Below are 18,068 nucleotides of genomic sequence, written 5' to 3' on the forward strand. Positions count from 1 at the left end.
GGCGGGGCCCGTCGACCGGCGGCTGGATGGTGAACTCGACGCGGCGGTTGAGGGCCATGCCCTCTTCGGTGGCGTTGTCGGCCAGGGGCTTGCTGCGCCCGAAGCCCTGCGAGCACACGCGCTCCGCGGCGACGCCGCTCTCGATGAGGAAGCGCTTCACGCTGGCGGCCCGGCGCTTGGACAGCTCCAGGTTGTACGTGTCGCTGGCGCGCGAGTCGGTGTGGCCCTCGACGAGGATGCGGTCGAGCTTCGGGTTCACCTCCATCACGCGAGCGACCTCCTCCAGGACGGGGAAGGACTCGGAGAGGATGACGTCCTGGTCGGTGGCGAAGTTCACCTGCTCCAGGATGACGATCTTGTTGCCCACGGTGCGCGCGAGCGGACAGCCATCCCTGCCGCGCGTGCCCGCGGGCACGTCCGGGCACTTGTCGAGCCGGTCCACCACGCCGTCCGAGTCACCGTCGGAGTCCGGGCAGCCGCCGTTCTCCACCGGGCCCGAGACCGTGGGGCAGCGGTCCTTCTCACCGATGACGGAGTCACCGTCGGGGTCGACGGGCGGCGGGGGCGGCTCGGGCGGCTCCTTGAAGCGCTCGATGGCTTCCCATTCGCGCGTCTTGGCGGGCACCCAGATGATGGACGTGAAGAAGCTCAGGTTGGGGGACGCCAGGGAACAGCCGCAGCCCAGGCCGCCGCCGAAGGTGAAGGTGACGCCGGTGGAGCTGTACCAGCGCAGGCCGATGAGCAGCTCCGCGGGAATCTGGCGGGGCTGGTCGGGCTCCTTCTCCAGGCCCACCGCGCCGTGCACCATGCCGAGCGCGGTGATGCCGCTGCCGCGCAGGAGGGGCACCTCGGTGCCGAGGCCAAAGGGCGCCATGTCGCCCATGTTGACGCCGCTGAACACGAGGTCTGGCCGCTTCCAGAAGCCGCCGTTGAGGGCGAGGAGGATGCCGGACTCGAAGCGGTAGTCGACGACGAGGCCGGGTGACCAGGTGAGCTCGCCGTCGCCCGCGAAGGCCTCCTGCACGCCAGTGGGGAAGCTGACGTTGAAGGTGAGGGCGCTGCCCCAGCCGTGGCCTTCCGCGGAGCGGCGCAGGCCGGGGAGTGCCACCTTGCCGGTCAGGCGCAGGTCGCCGAGCGCGAAGCTCTCCACGGGGCCTTCGGTGCCGATGACCTCCAGGTTCTGGCCGCTCTGGAGCATGACGAGCGGCAGGTCCACGCCCACTTCGGCCCAGTCGAAGAGGCCCACGGTGGCCATGACATCCAGCTGGAGCCGGTTGCCCACGAGGCTGATGGAGCCCAGGTCGCCGTCCTTGGGGACGAGGGACAGGGGGTTGATGGAGTAGCTGAGGTAGGGCCCGGCGGAGACGGACAGGTGCGACAGGGGCCGGGACTGGGTGACCATCACCAGGTCCTGCGGCGCGCCGGAGGGACGGAAGAGCTGGAGGTTGAAGCGCGCATCCGGCGCGGCGCTGGCGGCGGTGGACAGACCGAGTCCGAGGCCCACGAGCAGCGGGAGGAGCGACGTGCGGGGAGGCTTCATCGGACGCGGCGGGCGGAGCGCAGGAAGAGGAAGCCCAGGGCGAGGGTGACCAGCATGGCGGTGCTGCCGGTGGGGGTGTCCTCGGCGGTGGTGCCGCAGCAGAAGGCGCCGCCCTGCGGTTCCGTGCCGGGCTTGCGGCGGCCGCGTTCGCACTGCTGGGTTTCGGCGGAGCAGAACTCGACGCCCAGGCAGTCGCCGCTGTCGGCGCAGGAGATGTCACAGGTGTTGGACGCGGTGTCGCAGGTGCCGCCGCAGGGGCAGTGGGCATCGGCGAAGCATTCGACGCACGCGGCGCCGTCGCACACGAGGCCTTCCGCGCACGTCATGGCGCAGGCGTTGGTGTTGTCGCAGGTGCGGGTGGTGGGGTCGCAGGTGCCGCTGCCGCAGTCGGAGTCGTTGACGCAGCCCACGCAGACGCTGTTCTGCACGGAGCCGTCGGTGAGGCAGAACGGGGTGGCGGCGTCACAGGCGTCGCAGCGGTCGCCGCAGCGCTTGTCGGTGGTGCAGGCGCTGCATTCACCGCTGAGGCAGAACTGGCCGTCGCCGCATTCCAGGTCGGTGCGGCACTGGACGCAGACCTCGCCGTCGAGACAGAAGGGGCGCTCGCCGGGGCACTTGGAGCAGCCGGGACCGCAGCGGTCGGCGGTGTTGCATTCCGGGACGGTGTCGACGCAGGCGCCGTTGACGGTGTCGCAGCGCTGGCCGTTGGAGCACTGGCTGTCGGTGGTGCACTCGACGCAGGAGGGCGGAGCGCCGGGGGTGGGCGCGGCGCACTGGGTGCCATTGGGGCAGCAGTTGCAGGAGTTGCCGGCGCAGGCGTCGTTGGAATCACAGAGGACGCAGGCGTGATTGGAGCAGCGCAGCCCGCGGTCGCAGTCGGTGTCCTGGTTGCACTCGGAGCAGGTATTCGAGGTGGGGTCGCAGACCTGACCGTTGGGGCAGTTCTCGTCGCCGGTGCACTGGACGCAGGTGAAGTTGGGCTCGTCACAGACCTGGCCGGAGCCGCAATCGCTGTCCCTGATGCAACCCGTGCAGGTGTTGGTGGTCACGTCGCAGCGGCCGGTGGCGCAGTCACTGTTCTGGGTGCACTGGACACAGGCGAACTGGCCGTTGACGGTGGCGCAGATGGGCGCGGTCGGTCCGCATGGTGAGCAGGTGTCGCCGCACAGGAGCGACGTGTCACAAGGAGCGCAAAGGGCCGCAGCGTTGCAGTAGTAGGACGGGCCGCAGCTTCCGTTGCCGGGCTGGTTGGCGAACTGCCGGTTGCACTGAACGCACTGGTCCAGGTTGGACGGGAAGGACGGCCGACCGGTTTCTGTCTGGAAGAGCTGGGCGGGCTGAACCAGGGAGAATCCAGCGGTGTTGAGCGGCACCACGGGCGGTTGATTCGCAGGGCGATCAAAATCCGTGAACGTTCCATCGAAGACGACCAGCTCCAGCGCAGCGTGCTCCACGATCTGCACATAGAGCAGCTCGATGGGATAGAGCCCGGCTTGCGTAAACCTGACGGAGTTGGTGGTGCGTCGTGTTGGCGCACCGAGTTCTGCCGGCCTGATGATCACGTCGTAGCGGGAATTGGCTCGATCAAACAACACGAGACTGATGGCGTCGTCGGCATAGAACCCGAAGTGCAGGGTGCGCCCGACCATGTCCTGCGTGACATTCAGGAAGCCGCGGAAGCGGGAAACGAACCTGACCGAAGGGTCGTTGTAGTGGAAGGGACAGCCCCCCGTAGGACAGCCTGAGACCACGTTGACGAAGTCGCCGTAGCTCAACACACGGCCATCGTTGAGGTTGTTCGACAGGTCGAACGCGGAGCGCAGGACGGAGGTCAAGCGCGAGGCGCGGTTCTCCTCCATGTATGCGTTCAAGCTGTCGGAGTAGGTCGTCTGGTTCTGCGGAAACTCACCGACGGTTCTCGTCCACACGCTGGACGCCATGCAGATCCCCGTACCGACCTCATTCGGGGATGGCGCGACCGGTGCTCCTGTCACCACGACATCCGGCAGCTTCTGGGCCACAGCAGGCGCGCTCGCGAGGCACACAGCGAGCAGGGACAGCGCGGCACACGCGCGGAAGGGGAGGGGAGAGGGTCGCACGGCGGCGGCAGCCTCCCAGATTTGCTTGATGTTCTCAACTTCCTTCCCCACGTCACGCGTCCCCGTGCGTCGAGAGGACCTCCAGGGTCCTCCTCCACTCGAACGACGTCCGCCTGGGATGAAATCAAACTCAGCCCGTACAGCAGGCAAAACTGGAAATCATCACGGCGCCCCGCGGCTCACGCGCGGCGGCACGCGACATCTCCATCCTGGGAGCGGATGAAGGCCGCGGCGAGCTCGCCACCCAGGGCCGCGCACAGCACCTCGAAGGTGCGCCGCCGGGCCCCGCCGAAGAACGCGGGCTGCCGTGCCAGCGTCTCCGGGTGGCGCACGAAGACGTTGTACCCGAGGATGCACCCATCCGCGCGCAGCACGGTGATTCCGTCGGTGGCCATCATGCCGCGCAAGAGCTGCGCGGTCGCCCGCACCGCCGACGCGGCGCCGCCATCCGGCGTCGCGTGGTGCCGGTCCAGCAGCGCCACCACGTCCATGGGCCGGGGCAAGAGGATGCCATCCACGAACAGCGCCGACCCCGCGCGCTCCCGGGGCAGCACCGCCACCAGCGTGCCGTGCGAGGACTGCATCACCTCGAACAGCACCCTCCGGAAGAAACCCCGCGCGTGCTCGCGGCTGGAGGGCAGGACCTGCTCGGTCACCGCGCTCGCCAGCGAGTCCAGGACCACCGAGGGCGGCTCCAGGTCGATGCGCGCGCCGGACAGGTACACGTGCCGCACCAGCCCGCCGCCCGCGCGCAGCTCGATGATGTTGTCCGCGAGCTGCAACACGCCCACCACGCGCACGCCCCGCTCCGGCGCGTGCCGCAGGCGCTCCAGCGGCGTCTCCGCCAGGGGGAACGGATCCGTCCGGAAGATGCCGTACGTCAGGCCCTCCGACTCGCGCAGCAGGTACAACGCCCACCAGCGCCCCTGACCCAAGGGCGCGCACTGCTTCAGGGCCCGCTGGATGGTGGCCCGGTTGCGCGGCCCCGAACCGATGGGAATCGGGTCGTGCCCACCCAAGAGCTCCAGCATCGCGCCCAGGTCGTCGCCCAGGAACGCGGTGGGGAACAGGAGCGCGCCCTCCTCGCGGTAGCGCGACAACGTCACCAGCAATTCACTGAGCGCGTCCGCCGTCAGCGGGCACGTCATGTCCGCCTCGTCGAGGAACACCCCGACGGACTCGGTCAGCAGGTGTCGGAACGACAGGATGAGAGGGGAACCCGCCTCCGGGCCCGGACCGGTCATGGCACCGCCGAGCATGACGCATCGGTGGCGACGTGGCACGGACGAACTCACCCCGCCGCTCGGAAGGCCGGGGGTTGTCCGGGAGCGGCTGCCTACTCCGTCGCCGCCCTCGCCGCCTCCAGCGTGGCCGCGGTGCGCAGCCAGCCGTCGGCCTGGGCGTCCAGGTGGGACAGCAGGTCCGCGAAGAAGCGCGTCTCCATCGCCTGCGCCAGCGTGGCCCCGTGAGCGTCCGCCCACCGGCGCGTCACCGTCGCGCGCACCTGGGCCCCCAGCAGGTCCACGAAGCGCTCCAGCAGTGGCGTGGACAAGAGCGTGCCCGCCCACACCACCGCGTCATGCCCCAGGCCGCCGGTGGCCACCGTCACCACCGCCGCCGCTCCCGACGGCACCGAGTACACCAACGTGGTGAGCGTCTGGAGCATCTCCTCGCGCATGCCGCCCTGCAGCTCGTGGCCCACCAATTCGCGGCAGAAGTCATACAGCGTCACCCGGTCCGCCGCGTGCGCGTGCAGCGCGCCCAACTCCAGCGGCGCATCCAGCCGGCCAAGCATCGCGGGCCCGAAGACCTCCGCCAGCTTCTGCTTCGTCTCCGCGTCCCCGCGCCACGCGGCCACCTCCGGCGCGAACGCATCCACCAGCCGCCGCAGCCCGTCCTTCAGCGAGTCGTCCACCGCCTGCGTGGGCAGCGCCTCGTGGGGCCGGGGCCCGGTGAAGGACTCGCGCACCTTGCGGCTCACGAACGTGAGCGCCGTGGCCAGCCCCCGGAACGGCAGGCGCACGAGCCGGTGGAAGGTGCTGCGCGCATCCAGCTCGTCCCGGAACGCATCCACCAGCACGTCCGCGGGCACGGCCTTCAAGGCCGCCTGCGCGCCAATGCCCAGCAGGTCGTGCCGCAGTCGCTGCCGCAGCCGCTCCGGCTCTCGCGCCGCGCGCGTGGCGGCCCGCGCCACCACCTCCAACTCCGCGCGCGCATCCGACAGCGAGGCCTCCAGCGCCCTGGCCTTCAGCTCCCGCGCATGCTCGGCCTGCCCCAGCAGCGCGGCGAGCGGAGGCCGTCCATCCAGTGGCTCCGTGGCGAGCGGCTTGAGCCCCGCCTCCACGTCCGGCTGGTGCGGCGCCAGATAGCGCGCGAGGGGCGGGTGGCCCACGTCCTGGGCCAGCTTGTCCAGGTGTCCCCGCGCCACGTCCTCGCGCGTGGCCTCGTTGTAGACGAGCAGGTACGGCCGCCCGTGGCCCACCGCCGCGCGCAGGAAGTCCACCAGCGCCGCGTTCTGGTACGTCTGCCGGCTCACCACGAACACCAGCACGTCCACCGTGACGAGCAGCGCCTCCGCCCGCTCGCGGTTGTCTCGGTACACGCTGTCGAAGTCCGGCGTGTCCATCACCAGCAGGCCTCGCGGCACCGCGTCCGCCAGCACCAGGTACAGCCGGCCCGCGGGCCCGGGCGCGTCCACCGGCGCCACCGTGCCCTCCACCACCGGCACGATGTCGTAGCGCTGGGTCAGCACGTCCTTCAATTCGCCGGTCCACGTCTCCGGGTGCGCCGCCGCCAGGCACTGCTTCGTCAGGCCACCTTCGGGACGCGCGGGGGACAGGGACGCCTTCGCCAGCGCGTTGAAGAGCGTGGACTTCCCGACGTTGTTGGGCCCGGCGATGGCCACCAGCAAGAGCGGCATGTCGTCCGGGCCGGAGCCCAGGCGGGGTAGCAGGTCGCGACGCAGGCGCTCGGCCAGACGGCGCGCCACGTCGGCGTCACCTCCCTCGGGAAAGCGCTCGGAGGCAGGCAGGGCATCCAGGGCGGATGCGAGGGCGGTGCGCAGGGCGTGGGCGTGCTTCATGGGCATGGGGCGCGCGCAAGACATCACGCACGCACGGCGGTGCCCAGGAATGTGTGTGCGCAGTGTCCACCGGGGACACCCCCCATGGGGCGCGCTAGGGTGCGCCGCATGCGCATCCTCCTTGCCTGCCTGCTCCTCTCGGGGTCCATCGCCTGCACGGCCACGCACGCCAACGCGCCCGCGTCCGACGCGCATGCGCAAGGCCCGCTGCCCTTCATCCCGGACGACTACGCCCGCGCGCTCGCCGAAGCGAAGGCGAAGGGCGTGCCCCTGTTCGTCGACACGTGGGCGCCGTGGTGCCACACCTGTCGCTCCATGCGCGCCTATGTCTTCACCGACCAGGCCCTGGCGAAGCACGCGGACCGCTTCGTGTGGCTGGAGCTCAACACCGACCTGACCACGAACGCGGCGTTCCAGGAGCAGTACCCGGTGGAGTTCTGGCCCACCTTCTTCATCATCGACCCGCGCGAGGAGAAGGCCCTGCTGCGCTTCGCCGGCAGCGCCACGGTGCCGCAGCTGGAGCGCCTCTTCGAGGACGGCGAACTCGCCTACAAGGGCGGCGCCACCGGCGCGGATGCGCTGCTCGCCCGGGGCGATGCGCTCTACGGTGAGCGCAAGCCCGCCGAGGCCGCCGAGGCCCTGTCGCTCGCGCTCGCCGAGGCCCCCGCCGACTGGTCCCGCCGGGGCCGTGCGCTGGAGTCCCTGCTGATGGCCCAATACGGCGCGAAGCAGTACGTGCCGTGCGCGCAGAAGGCAGTGGCGGAGCTGCCGAAGGTGCCGCGCTCGCTCAACCTCGCGAACGGCGTCCTCAACGGCCTCACCTGCGCGCTGGCCATCCCCGAGGGCACTCCCGAGGCCGCCGACCTGCGCCACGCACTGGAGGCGAAGGCGCGCGAGGTGCTCGCGCCGCCCGCCATCGCGATGGAGGCGGATGACCGCTCCGGCCTCTACGAGGTGCTGATGGAGGCTCGCAAGTCGGACGGGGACACGGCGGGCGCGAAGGGCGTGGCCGGGGAGTGGCTCACCTTCCTGGAGGGCGAGGCCGCGAAGGCGCCCAACCCGGAGGCGCGCACCGTGTTCGACTCGCACCGCATGCTCGCGGCGATGACGCTGGAGCAGCCGCAGCGGGCCATCCCCGCGCTGGAGCAGAGCGAGCGCGACCTGCCGCAGGACTACAATCCTCCCGCTCGGCTCGCGACGCTGTACCGCCTGTCGGGTCGGCTGGACGACGCGCTCGCCGCGAACGACCGGGCGCTGGCGCGCGTGCAGGGTTCACGGCGGCTGTCCGTCCTCTCCGGCCGCGCGGACATCTACGTGGCCCGGAAGGATCCTGCCTCCGCCTCGAAGACGCTGGAGGAGGCACTCGCCTTCGCGAAGACGCTGCCCGCGGCGCAGGTGTCGCCGCGTCAGGTCGAGGGGCTGGCGAAGAAGCTCTCCGGCCTCAAGGCTCCGGCTGCTTCACCGGGCGCGGCGCCGTAGCGCTGTCGCAGCGCCTGCGCACCTTCAGCGCCCGTCGAGCGGCACCGCGCGCCGGGCGTCCAGGTCGAACAGCTCGAAGTCCTCGGCCCGGCCTTCGCGCATGGCGCCGTCGGTGAAGACCATCACCGCCTCACCCGCCCCCGTCTCCGGGGGCGGTCCGTGCGCGTAGTCCACGCGCGTCCCGTCCGTCACCAGGTGGCGCAGCACGCCGTCGCGCACGGGGCCCGGGGACACCAATTCCCGCACCCGCTTGTCGCGCGTGTGGCCCACCACCTGCGTCAGTCCCAGGGGCAATCGCCGCGGGTCGAACCGCCGCCGGGGCGTCCCCCGCACGCGCTCCGTGTCCTCCGTCTGGAGGCTGGGCCGCTGGTAGAAGATGCCCATCCCCTCGCCCGACGCCGCGTTGCCCGGGTGGTGCAGGCCCGGCAGCACGAGCGGCCCGCCCGTCCACGCCGCCACCGCCCGGTCCATCACGCCGTTGAGCGCCTCCGCCACCGCGCCCGCCTCCGCCCAACGTCCGGGCTCGAGCCCCACCACGTCCAGGTCCTCGCGCGTGACGCCCGCATGCAGCACCAGCAGCGAGTCCCCCGCCGCATGCGCCACGCGGAACCGCCGCGCCCGCAGCAGGTGCTCCACCCACGCGCGCTGCTCCTCGCGCCAGGTGCTGAAGTCGCGCGCCGCCAGCTCCACGGTCGGCAGCGCGGGCCAGCGCGCGATGAAGTCCCGCTCGGCCGCCGCGTCCGTGTCATCCCCCGCGTAGAGCTGGTCCGCCTCCACCTGCGCGGCGCGGAACGTCGCATCGGTGAAGTCCGCCAGCTCCCCCACGCGCCCCAGGTCGTGGTTGCCCAGGAGCAGCACCGCCTGATCCGCCGGATGGGATGCAAGCCACGCCACCAGCCGCAGGCCACTCCGGGCCACGCGGTCACGCTCGGACGCCGGGCCCCAGTCGAAGTGGTCGCCCACGGACACCAGGCACACGTCCGGGCGCAGCCCTCCATCCGAGCCCAGCAGCCCGTGCAGCGCGAGGAGGGTCAGCACCCGGTCGAAGTCCGCCTGGGGGTCGCCCATCACCACGTGCCGCGTGCGGTGGCGGCCCTCGGCGGGCGTCGCGTGTGGCCCCTTCGCCACGGCCGCGTCGGCGCGGGCCAGCGCCTTCTGGAGGAGCGCTTCGTTCATCCCCTCATCCTACTCACGCCCCACGGGGTGCCCATGGGCTCCAGGGCCGAGGACCTCGCCTCAGGACTGGAAGAAGCGCGAGATGAGCGCGGAGCGGCTCTCCACCTGGGCCTTGTTCAAGAGGTGCGTGACGTGCACCTCCACCGTGCGCTCGGCGCAGCCCAGGTGCAGGGCGATGGCCTTGTTCGTCTCCCCCTGCACCACGTGCTCCAGCACCTGCGCCTCGCGCGCGGTGAGCCCCCAGCGCTGGGTCAGCACCGGCAGGCGCGAGCCCGGATCCAGCGGCGGGCCGGGGTCCAACACCAGGTAGTGGTCCGGCAGCCCCGCCGTGCGCAGCGGGCCGGAGGAGAACAGCGGGCCCGTGCCCGGTGGGCTCCGGATGCAGTCGCGCACCTGCGCCGTCAGCGCCTGCGCGTCCTGCGCCAGGCGCGCCTGCCCCGCCTTGTTGGTGTGCATCACCCGGCCGCTGAATGTGACGACCCACGCGGGCCGCCCCAGCACCTCCAGCGCCGCTCCCAGCGCGGATCCCAGCAGGCCCGCTTCCCTCAGCCGCCGGTCCAGGGCCATCCGCCGCTGGATGGCCGGCGTCAGCGCGTGCAGCAGGTGCTGCTCCCGCTCCGTGAAGGGCTCGGGCCGGAAGGCTCCCACCCAGCCCAGCATCGTGTCGCCCTCGCACACCAGCACCCGCAGCTGGGCCATGTGCTCCAATCCCAGCCGTCGGTACAGGCTCCGGGCCTGCGCGGAGGAGATGAGGGCCCGCGCCTGGGTCCACTCGTCCTGCGTCAGCCCCAGCCGCTCCCACGGCGCCTCCACTCCGTCTCCGTCAACGGGGGCGGGCAGCGCCTGGAGCCCCTCCGCGAGCCCGAGCGCGGTGAAGCGCAGCGGCCGGTTGCGCTGGAGCAGCGGCGGTCGCGCCGGGTCGAAGTAGCCGAAGCGGCCGCCCGACGGAGGCAGGAACGAGTCGAACAGCTCCGTCAGCACCGGGGGCGGCTCCTGGAAGCCCACGCCGTGCACGAAGGAGGTGTGGTAGCGCTCGGGACCTACATCCACGCCGTAGGCCGCCGTGCGCTCGGCGCGCAGGGCGGCCCGGAGCGCCGCGAGGACCGTGGGCAGCGTCTCGGAGCCGGGCTCCATCACCGTCAGCAGGCCCTCCAGCTCCCGCAGCAGGCGTTGGTCCTCGGAAATCAAATCACTCACGATTTCCTTAGTATACCCGTTGGGGGCAATTGAAAGACTTGTGAGGTCGGAAGTGGAATCCGTCCTGCATCCGCCTGTCCAGGTGGGACGTCATTACCCAGAGCCCGAGTCGTTTGGGACTCGCGTGATTTCCTCAATAGAAAAGGATTTCTCACGGGGGCAAAGTGGCGTTCCGTGCCCTTCCGGGGGGGTGGGCCGACCTGGAGTCGAAGAATCCGTGTGTGCGCGCGCCGGGCGTCCCCCCAGGGATGTCCGGCGCGCTGCCCCTTTGTCCGACGCCATCCTTCAGTACAGGTTCCTGTCCGACATCCCACGCGGACGGTGCCGCCCGTGTTCGCGGTTGACGAGGTGCGGCGATGATGGCCGCTTCCCGCTGTCCGCGCCCTGGCGCCGGAGGCCCTCACATGACGCGCGACCACGCCTACTACGCCCGGGCCCTGGAGGGACGGCGACTGCCATTGGCCTTCGCGGACGTGGACCTGCTGGGTGAGAACGCCGAGGCGTTGGTGCGGCGCGCGGGCGGGAAGCCCGTGCGCCTGGCCACCAAGTCGGTGCGGTGCGTGGCGCTGTTGCGGCGGGTGCTCGACGGGCATCCCGGCTTCCAGGGCCTCATGTGCTTCAGCGCCGACGAGGCCGTGCGCCTGCGCGAGCATGGTTTTACGGACCTGCTCATGGGCTACCCCGTCGTGGATCCGGAAGCCCTGGCGGAGCTGTGCCGGCCGCCAGCGCCCGTGACGCTGATGGTGGACTGCGCGGAGCACGTGGCGCTCGCGGCCCGGGCGGCGCGGCGTCAGGGCACGCGGGTGCCGCTGTGCCTGGACGTGGACCTGTCGGTGGACCTGCCGGGGCTGCGCTTCGGGGTGCACCGCTCGCCGGTGCGCACGCCCGAGGATGCGCTGGCGGTGGCGCGGAGCATCGCGGCGGAAGGGGACGTGTTCCTCGACGGGGTGATGGGCTACGAGGCGCAGCTCGCGGGCGTGCCGGACGCGGTGCCGCACGCGCGGGCGAAGAACCTGGCCATCCGCGCGCTCAAGCGGGCCTCCGTGGGGCCGGTGCACGCGCGACGGCAGGCGGTGGTGGCGGCGCTGAAGGACGCGGGCTTCCCGGTGCGCTTCGTGAACGGCGGCGGCACCGGCAGCCTGGAGTCCACGCGCGAGGACGCGAGCGTCACCGAGCTCACCGTGGGCAGCGGCCTGTATTCCCCGGGCCTCTTCGACGGCTATCGCGGCTTCCGGCACCTGCCCGCGGTGGCCTTCGCCATCCCCGTCACGCGCCGTCCCGGCCCCGGCCTGCTCACGTTGCACGGCGGCGGCTACGTGGCCTCCGGCGCGGCGGGCGCGGACAAGCTGCCCACGCCCTACCTGCCCGAGGGCGCGAAGCTCCTGCCTCTGGAGGGCGCGGGCGAGGTGCAGACGCCCATCGCGTACACGGGCCCGGTGCCGCTGCCCCTGGGCGCGCCGGTCTTCTTCCGTCATGCGAAGGCGGGCGAGGTGTGCGAACACTTCCGCACGCTCCTGCTCATCTCCGAGGGGCGCGTGGTGAAAGAGGTTCCAACCTACCGGGGTGAGTGGGGATGACGGCATGGCGTCCGTGACGACGAAGACGTGGCGCAACTGGTCCGGCGCGGTGGTGGCGCACCCGTCCGAGTTCCTCCAGCCGGAGTCGGAGGACGCGCTGAAGGCCGCGCTCCGCGACGCCGGGGCCCGGGGCCGCACCGTGCGCGTGGTGGGCAGCGGCCACTCGTTCCCTCCGCTGTGCGCGACGGACGAGACGATGGTGTCACTCGCCTCGCTCACTGGCGTCGAAGCGGTGGATGTCTCGCGGCGCACGGCCACCGTCCGCGCGGGCACGAACCTGCGCGAACTGGGGACGCTGCTCGCGTCGCACGGCCTGGCGATGGAGAACCTGGGCGACATCAACAAGCAGTCGCTCGGCGGCGCGCTGGGCACGGGCACGCACGGCACGGGCGTGGGGCTGGGCATCCTCTCCACGCAGGCGTCGGCGATGACGCTCGTCACCGCGAGCGGCGAGGAGGTGACGTGCTCGGAGGACGCGGCGCCAGAGCTGCTCCAGGCGGCGCGGGTGTCGCTGGGCGCGCTGGGCGTGGTGACGCGGGTGCGGTTGAAGCTGTTGCCCGCGTACCGGCTGCGGCTGACGCGCAAGAACCTGGGCCTGGAGGAGTGCCTCGCGGGGCTGGACGAAGCGCGCGCGCGCCACCGGCACTACGAGTTCTTCTGGTTCCCCCACTCGGACCGGGTGATGACGAAGGCGATGGACCTCACGGACGAGGCCCCGCACGGGGTGGGCGTGGGGCGCTGGCTCAATGAGCTGGTGATGGAGAACGCGGTCTTCGGCGCGGTGAGCCGCGCGTGCCGGATGAACCCGTCGTGGTGCGCGCCGGTGAGCCGGCTGTCGGCGAAGCTGGCCTCGGAAGGGGTGCTCGCGGGGCAGAGCCACACGCTGTTCGCCACGCCGCGCCTCGTGCGCTTCCAGGAGATGGAGTACGGCGTGCCGGTGGAGCGGGGCCCGGACTGCCTGCGAGAGATCGCGGAGTTCCTCACGCGCGACAAGCTGCCCGTGCACTTCCCGGTGGAGTACCGCTTCGTGCGCGGGGACGACGTGTTCCTCAGCCCGGCGCACGGCGGAGACCGCGCCTTCATCGCGGTGCACCAGTACCAGGGCATGCCCCTGGAGCCGTACTTCTCCGGCGCGGAGGCCATCTTCCGCAACCACGGAGGCCGGCCCCACTGGGGCAAGCTGCACACGCAGACGGCGGCGACGCTGAAACATCTGTATCCGCGCTGGGATGACTTCCAGCGCGTGCGCGAGCAACTGGACCCGGAGGGACGCTTCCTCAATCCCTATCTGAGACGTCTCTTCCTGGAAGAGCGCTCGGCGGCCCGCACCCGGAGCGAATCCGAAAACGCACGGCTCGCGTAGCGTCAATCCTGACACCTGGAGGCGCGAAGTCCGCGACGCACCCCGGAGCCTCCACTTCGCGCCCTGACGCGCGAGGTCATCCGCCAAGCTGTTGAAAACGCGCCCTCTCGACCCGGCATAAGGTTGGCTAGGAGAAGCTCCGCGCAGGACGCGGTGGCGACCTCCGAGGGGGATGGATGCGGATGCAGCGCTCGTGGAAACGCGTGGTGATGGCGTCGATGCTGATGCTCGCGGTGGGCTGTCGCACGCCTGTCGCGGGGCTGCGGGCCGCGGGTGCGTCGGACTCGGGCAACTCCTCGGACTCGGGCGCCTCCAGCGGTGGCGACTCGAGCAAGTCCGACTCCGGCAACTCCAGCGGTGGTGACTCGAGCAAGTCCGGCTCCGGTGACTCCAGCGGGGGGGATTCAGCTTCAAGCCGCTCCGAATCCAGTGGCACCAGTGAAGAGGGCACGAGCCACTCGGACTCCAGCGACGCCAGCGATTCCACCGGTTCGGACTCGGGGGACTCCAGCGAATCGGGCTCGGGCAGCGAAGAGGGGGACTCCAGCAGGTCGGAGTCCAACAGCTCCGGCTCCAGCGACAACAGCTCGGGCTCCAGCGATGACAGCTCCGGCTCGAGCGACAACGGGAGCAGCAAGTCGAGCCAGGTGGATCCGGGCGAAGAGGCGAGCTCGCGGAGCGAGAGCAGCAACGGCAAGGACAACCGGCTCCTGTCGACCGCCGCGGTGGCGTTGACGGTGCTGGGCCTGGGCGTCGTCATCTGGCAGGTGTACGAGCACTCGGAGCGGGGCAAGGAGTTCCAGCCCTCGCCGCAGGAGGTGGGGCACGCGGCCCAGGTGTACCTGCGCGCACGCACGCACCAACTGCGCGAGGACCTGGCGCTGGGGGCGGGACCGACGGTGGAGGACCTGGCCCAGGCGGCGCGCATCCGCCGTGAGAACCTGGATGTCTTTGGACGGCTGCTGCGCACGCACCGCAAGGAATTGCTGGCGATGGCGGAGGTGAAGACCCTGACGCCCCAGCGGGCCCGCGCCTGGCTGGAGCGGGTGGGCGAGCTGGCGCGCACCGAGCCGCGACTCGAGGAGGACCGCCAGGCCTTCCTCCTGCGACAGGAAGGGGCGGCGACACCGGCCGAGGCCACGCGTTGAGGCCCCGCGAAGCGCAGGCGTCGTCCGTGCTCCCGACGCTCCACGTGCGGCTGGGCTTGCTCGCGCTGCTGGTGCTGCCTGTCGGCGCCCAGGCCGATGAGCCGGCGCCTGCCGCGGTTGCGGAGGCGCCGTCCGCTGCTGCTGCCACACCCACCCTGCCGGCCCCGGTGGCTGCTCTGGAGGGCAAGGAGGCGCCGTCCGACGCTGCTGCAACGCCCAACCTGCCAGCCCGGGTGGCGGCACTGGAGGCCGTGGCGGGCATCGTCCTGCGCGAGCCCGCGGCGCAAGATGCCGCCCTGGTCTCGGACGTGGAAGCGGGGCTCGCCGCCCTGCCTCCCGCGATGCGCCGTCCACCGGGAGGCCGGCTGGAGTTCGTGCTGCATCCAGAGGCCGCGCCGCTGGGCCTGGGTGACGGCTCGAAGGAGCACCCCGACTGGTCCGCGACGCGCGAGCAGTTCCACCTCTACCGCTACGCCCCCACCGAGGAGCGCCGGGCCGCGCTGCGCCTGTCACGTCTCACCGACGAGGAGACCGAACACCTGTGGCGCCGCCGCGCCGTGGTGCACGCGGTGATGCAGCGTTGGGACGACGCGCACGGCTGGAGTCGGCGTCCCCAGTGGCGTCGTCTGGACGGATGGGTGCTCCCCTTCGAGCGGCCCCTGACCTGGAAGGAGTCCGCGAGCATCACCTACGCGGGAGCCTTCAGCCGCGCGCGAGGCCAGGTCAGCGCGTCACTGGACCTCGTCACCTTCGCGGAAGAGCTGTTCATCCCCGCCGAGTCCCTCCGCGCGAACGCGCTGCCCGTGGATGATCAGGTCCGCTGCCAGGAGTTGTCCAAGGCGCGGGCCCTGGCGGAGTTCCTCGCGGAGGCGCGCCTGGGCGTCCTGCCCGCGCGAGGTGAGTGCCCCGCCTTCGACACCTGGGCGGACGCGGACGCGCTCTCCCACCTGGAAGTGCTGATGGTCGCGGCCACGGGCCGGCAGCCACAGTCCCTCTTCGGCCACCTCCTGCTGCGTCCGGTGTGGCGCGAGGGCGCCGTGGTGCAGGGGCCCGGCTTCGAGCGCGTGGTGCAGCTGGTGGCGCTCACCGGCCTGGAGTCGAAGGGGCTCGGCTACCTGATGAAGGGCATGACGGGCGGCTACAGCACCGTCTTCCTCACCGGCACGCTGGGGGACGTGTCCCACGAGTCGCTGGAACTGGAGCAGCGCACCATCCGCCGCTTCCGGCTGAACCTCACGCCCGGCGAATCCCGGCGCATGCTGGAGCGCATCTGGGAGCTCGAGCGGCGCGGCTACCTGGGCTACTACTTCTTCACCGACAACTGCGCCGCCGCGCTCCTCTTCGTCCTCAACGGAGCCCTGGAAGACGGCCGCCGTGTGCAGGCCCCCGGCACGTTGTGGGTGCTGCCCACCGCCACGCTGGACACGCTGGCGAAGACGCAGGTGGTGGACGCGAACGGGCACAAGGTGTCGCTCCTGGAGCACATCCCGGACGCCTTCGAGTCCACGGGGGAGCGTGCCCGGCGTGCCCTCGCCGAACAGGAGCGGCTCCTCGCGAAGCTCGCGACGCTGCTGCCGCCTGGCGCCCTCACACCCCTGCGCGACGTGCACCGCCACCTCCAGTCCCCCGAACCCGGGGTGCGCCGCCAGGGCTACGAACACCTGACGCAAGCCGTGACGAAGGCGTTGGACTCCGCGCGGCCCATGTCGCGCGGGGAGGCACGGGACGCGCTGCACGCCTACGTGGCGCACGCGGTGCGGGTGGAGCGCGCGGCGGTGGATCAAGCCGAAGGGGAGACGCTGGCCATCGAGCGTGAGCGCCTGGTCTCGCTCGACCTCCGAGGCGAAGGCGCGGCCACGGACGGCGCGGCGGACCGGCAGCGCCTCTTCGAGCGCGAGGACGTGTTGCAGCGGAAGCTCGCGGTGCTGGACCGCACGGCGATGCTCCAGCAGGCGCTGGAGTCGGCCGTCAAGCGCCCGCCCACGCCCGACGAGCTCAAGGCCCTGGTGCGTGCCGAGCAGACCGAGGCCGCCTTCGCCGCCGCCACCGACGCGCAGGGCGCGCTCAACGACGGACCGCTGGCGGAGGTGGATCCGCGGGCCTTCCTCGCGAGCGACCATCAGCGCAAGACGGACGCGGAGGCCGCCTGGGCCCGGGGCGCCCAGCGCGACTCGGGAGCGGCCCGCACGGTGGTGAGCGGGGGCGTGGACTTCCCGGACGTGGGCTCCGCGAGGCCGGTGGTGAGCCTGCGCACCGCCGCGATGGGGGAGGCGCTGGGCGACGAGCGACTGCATGGTTTCCAGTCCAGCAGCGAGCTGCGGGTGCTGGACGGTGAGCTGTCGGTGGAGCCGCGCTGGGGCGTGCCGCGCATCCTCGGCTCGACGCTGACGCTGGTGGGCTACCGCACGCTGCTCCCGGAGCTGCCCCAGCAGCAGCGGTCGTTCTCGGACGTGCTGGGCTGGGGCGCGGAGGCGAAGATGTCCACGGACTCCGACCGCGCGCTGCCCTACCGGGCCTTGCTGCGGGCGGAGGCGCTGGGCGTGGTGGCGGCGTCGGAGCGCTTCGACACCTTCCTCGCGGTGGGGCTCGGCGCGCAGGCCACGATGACCTGGAGCCAATGGAAGACAGTGCCTGCCGTGGGCCCCCGTCTGTCATTGTCCCACCGCACGGGCCTGCCCGGTCCGGGCGGCAGCGCGCTGCGGTTGGAGGCCGCCTACGCGCCCGCGTGGCGCGCGGGCGTGGTGTCAGGCTTCACGGACGAGGCGGACGCGACGCTCCAGGTGGAGTGGTGCCTGGGGCGCATCGCGCGGTGGAGCGTGCTGCTCACTCCCCGCGCCCAGGTCCACTGGGAAGGTCCTCTCGCGTCGTGGGCAGGTCCGCGGAGTCGCTCCGCGACTCTTCCGGAAGGCCTGTCCCAACGCCGCCTTGCGCTGGGAGTGGAGCTCCGGTGAAGCGCGAGGCGAAGACGGTGCCCCCATCGTCGACGAAGAGGGGCCGGCTGGCGGCGCCGGAGATCGCGCCCAGGAACAGGCCGATGACGTGCAGCGCGGACCAACCCGTGAAGCCCAGGCCGTAGAACATCCGGATGCTGCCCACGCTGAAGACGTTGAACAACACGTAGAGCGCGGGCGGCACCACCACGGAGGCGATGAACGCGGCAGCCAGCGCGCGGCGCATCCGGCCCGCGTGGAAGCCGCCGAACGCGCCGGCCAGCAGCCCGTTGAACAGCGGGATGAAGAAGGTGACGGCGCTGATGAGCACCATCGTCACCACGCTCACGTCGAACCGGTTGTGCTTCCAGGTGATGTGGCTCTCCTCCACCCGCGTGTTCAGCGGATCCGACTCGTACTTGAGCGCTTCGGTGGGCCGGGGGGGCAGGCGGTGTGAAGGGGTTTGGGGCTCGGAGA

General features: G+C 71.6%; 12 protein-coding genes. 5 read left to right on the forward strand and 7 right to left on the reverse strand.

Translation table 11 applies throughout. From position 1 onward, the window contains the following. From traB to D7V97_RS23625, 4 genes are all read right to left on the reverse strand, one after another. Nucleotides 1–1,540, reverse strand: a 1,540-nt coding sequence (traB, locus tag D7V97_RS23610) for an outer membrane exchange protein TraB (protein ID WP_120612920.1), incomplete at its 3' end; no start/stop codon positions are given. Next, a complete protein-coding gene (gene traA / locus D7V97_RS23615) occupies nucleotides 1,537–3,561 on the reverse strand; it encodes an outer membrane exchange protein TraA (protein ID WP_255424836.1) in 2,025 nt (674 codons plus the stop codon). The genes traB and traA, both read right to left, overlap by 4 nt. Nucleotides 3,562–3,818: 257 nt before the next feature. Next, nucleotides 3,819–4,883 carry a hypothetical protein gene (locus tag D7V97_RS23620; RefSeq protein WP_120612928.1) on the reverse strand — a complete coding sequence of 355 codons (1,065 nt, stop codon included), beginning with the start codon at nucleotides 4,881–4,883 and terminating at the stop codon, nucleotides 3,819–3,821. 92 nt (nucleotides 4,884–4,975) lie between these two features. Continuing rightward, complete coding sequence (locus D7V97_RS23625; protein ID WP_199728910.1) at nucleotides 4,976–6,721, reverse strand: GTPase; 1,746 nt, start codon at nucleotides 6,719–6,721, stop codon at nucleotides 4,976–4,978. Between the two features lie 108 nt (nucleotides 6,722–6,829). On the opposite strand from D7V97_RS23625, the gene D7V97_RS23630 reads away from it, so the two are divergent. Further along, nucleotides 6,830–8,200 carry a thioredoxin family protein gene (locus D7V97_RS23630; protein WP_120612922.1) on the forward strand — a complete coding sequence of 457 codons (1,371 nt, stop codon included), beginning with the start codon at nucleotides 6,830–6,832 and terminating at the stop codon, nucleotides 8,198–8,200. Nucleotides 8,201–8,224: 24 nt separating this feature from the next. On the opposite strand, the gene D7V97_RS23635 is transcribed toward D7V97_RS23630, so the two are convergent. Beyond that, nucleotides 8,225–9,376 (reverse strand): metallophosphoesterase, encoded by a 1,152-nt coding sequence (locus D7V97_RS23635; RefSeq protein ID WP_120612923.1) that lies wholly within the window; start codon nucleotides 9,374–9,376, stop codon nucleotides 8,225–8,227. 60 nt (nucleotides 9,377–9,436) lie between these two features. Continuing rightward, nucleotides 9,437–10,573: a LuxR C-terminal-related transcriptional regulator gene (locus D7V97_RS23640; RefSeq protein ID WP_233583131.1), complete on the reverse strand. Its 1,137-nt coding sequence runs from the start codon at nucleotides 10,571–10,573 to the stop codon at nucleotides 9,437–9,439. A gap of 404 nt (nucleotides 10,574–10,977) precedes the next feature. Between D7V97_RS23640 and D7V97_RS23645 the strand changes: the two genes are divergently transcribed. Further along, nucleotides 10,978–12,150, forward strand: a complete 1,173-nt coding sequence (locus tag D7V97_RS23645; protein ID WP_120612924.1) for an amino acid deaminase/aldolase — start codon at nucleotides 10,978–10,980, stop codon at nucleotides 12,148–12,150. A 4-nt stretch (nucleotides 12,151–12,154) separates the two neighbouring features. Further along, the gene (locus D7V97_RS23650; protein WP_120612925.1) at nucleotides 12,155–13,513 is read left to right on the forward strand and encodes a D-arabinono-1,4-lactone oxidase; all 1,359 of its coding nucleotides are present in this window, start codon (nucleotides 12,155–12,157) and stop codon (nucleotides 13,511–13,513) included. A 127-nt stretch (nucleotides 13,514–13,640) separates the two neighbouring features. On the opposite strand, the gene D7V97_RS23655 is transcribed toward D7V97_RS23650, so the two are convergent. Next, nucleotides 13,641–14,150 (reverse strand): hypothetical protein, encoded by a 510-nt coding sequence (locus D7V97_RS23655; protein ID WP_120612926.1) that lies wholly within the window; start codon nucleotides 14,148–14,150, stop codon nucleotides 13,641–13,643. Nucleotides 14,151–14,160: 10 nt separating this feature from the next. Between D7V97_RS23655 and D7V97_RS23660 the strand changes: the two genes are divergently transcribed. Next, nucleotides 14,161–14,661, forward strand: a complete 501-nt coding sequence (locus tag D7V97_RS23660) for a hypothetical protein (RefSeq protein WP_233583133.1) — start codon at nucleotides 14,161–14,163, stop codon at nucleotides 14,659–14,661. Nucleotides 14,662–14,687: 26 nt separating this feature from the next. Then, nucleotides 14,688–17,612: a DUF4105 domain-containing protein gene (locus D7V97_RS23665; RefSeq protein ID WP_233583135.1), complete on the forward strand. Its 2,925-nt coding sequence runs from the start codon at nucleotides 14,688–14,690 to the stop codon at nucleotides 17,610–17,612. Nucleotides 17,613–18,068 lie beyond the last annotated feature (456 nt).

The organism is Corallococcus sp. CA053C (genome assembly GCF_003611675.1).
GTDB lineage: Bacteria > Myxococcota > Myxococcia > Myxococcales > Myxococcaceae > Corallococcus.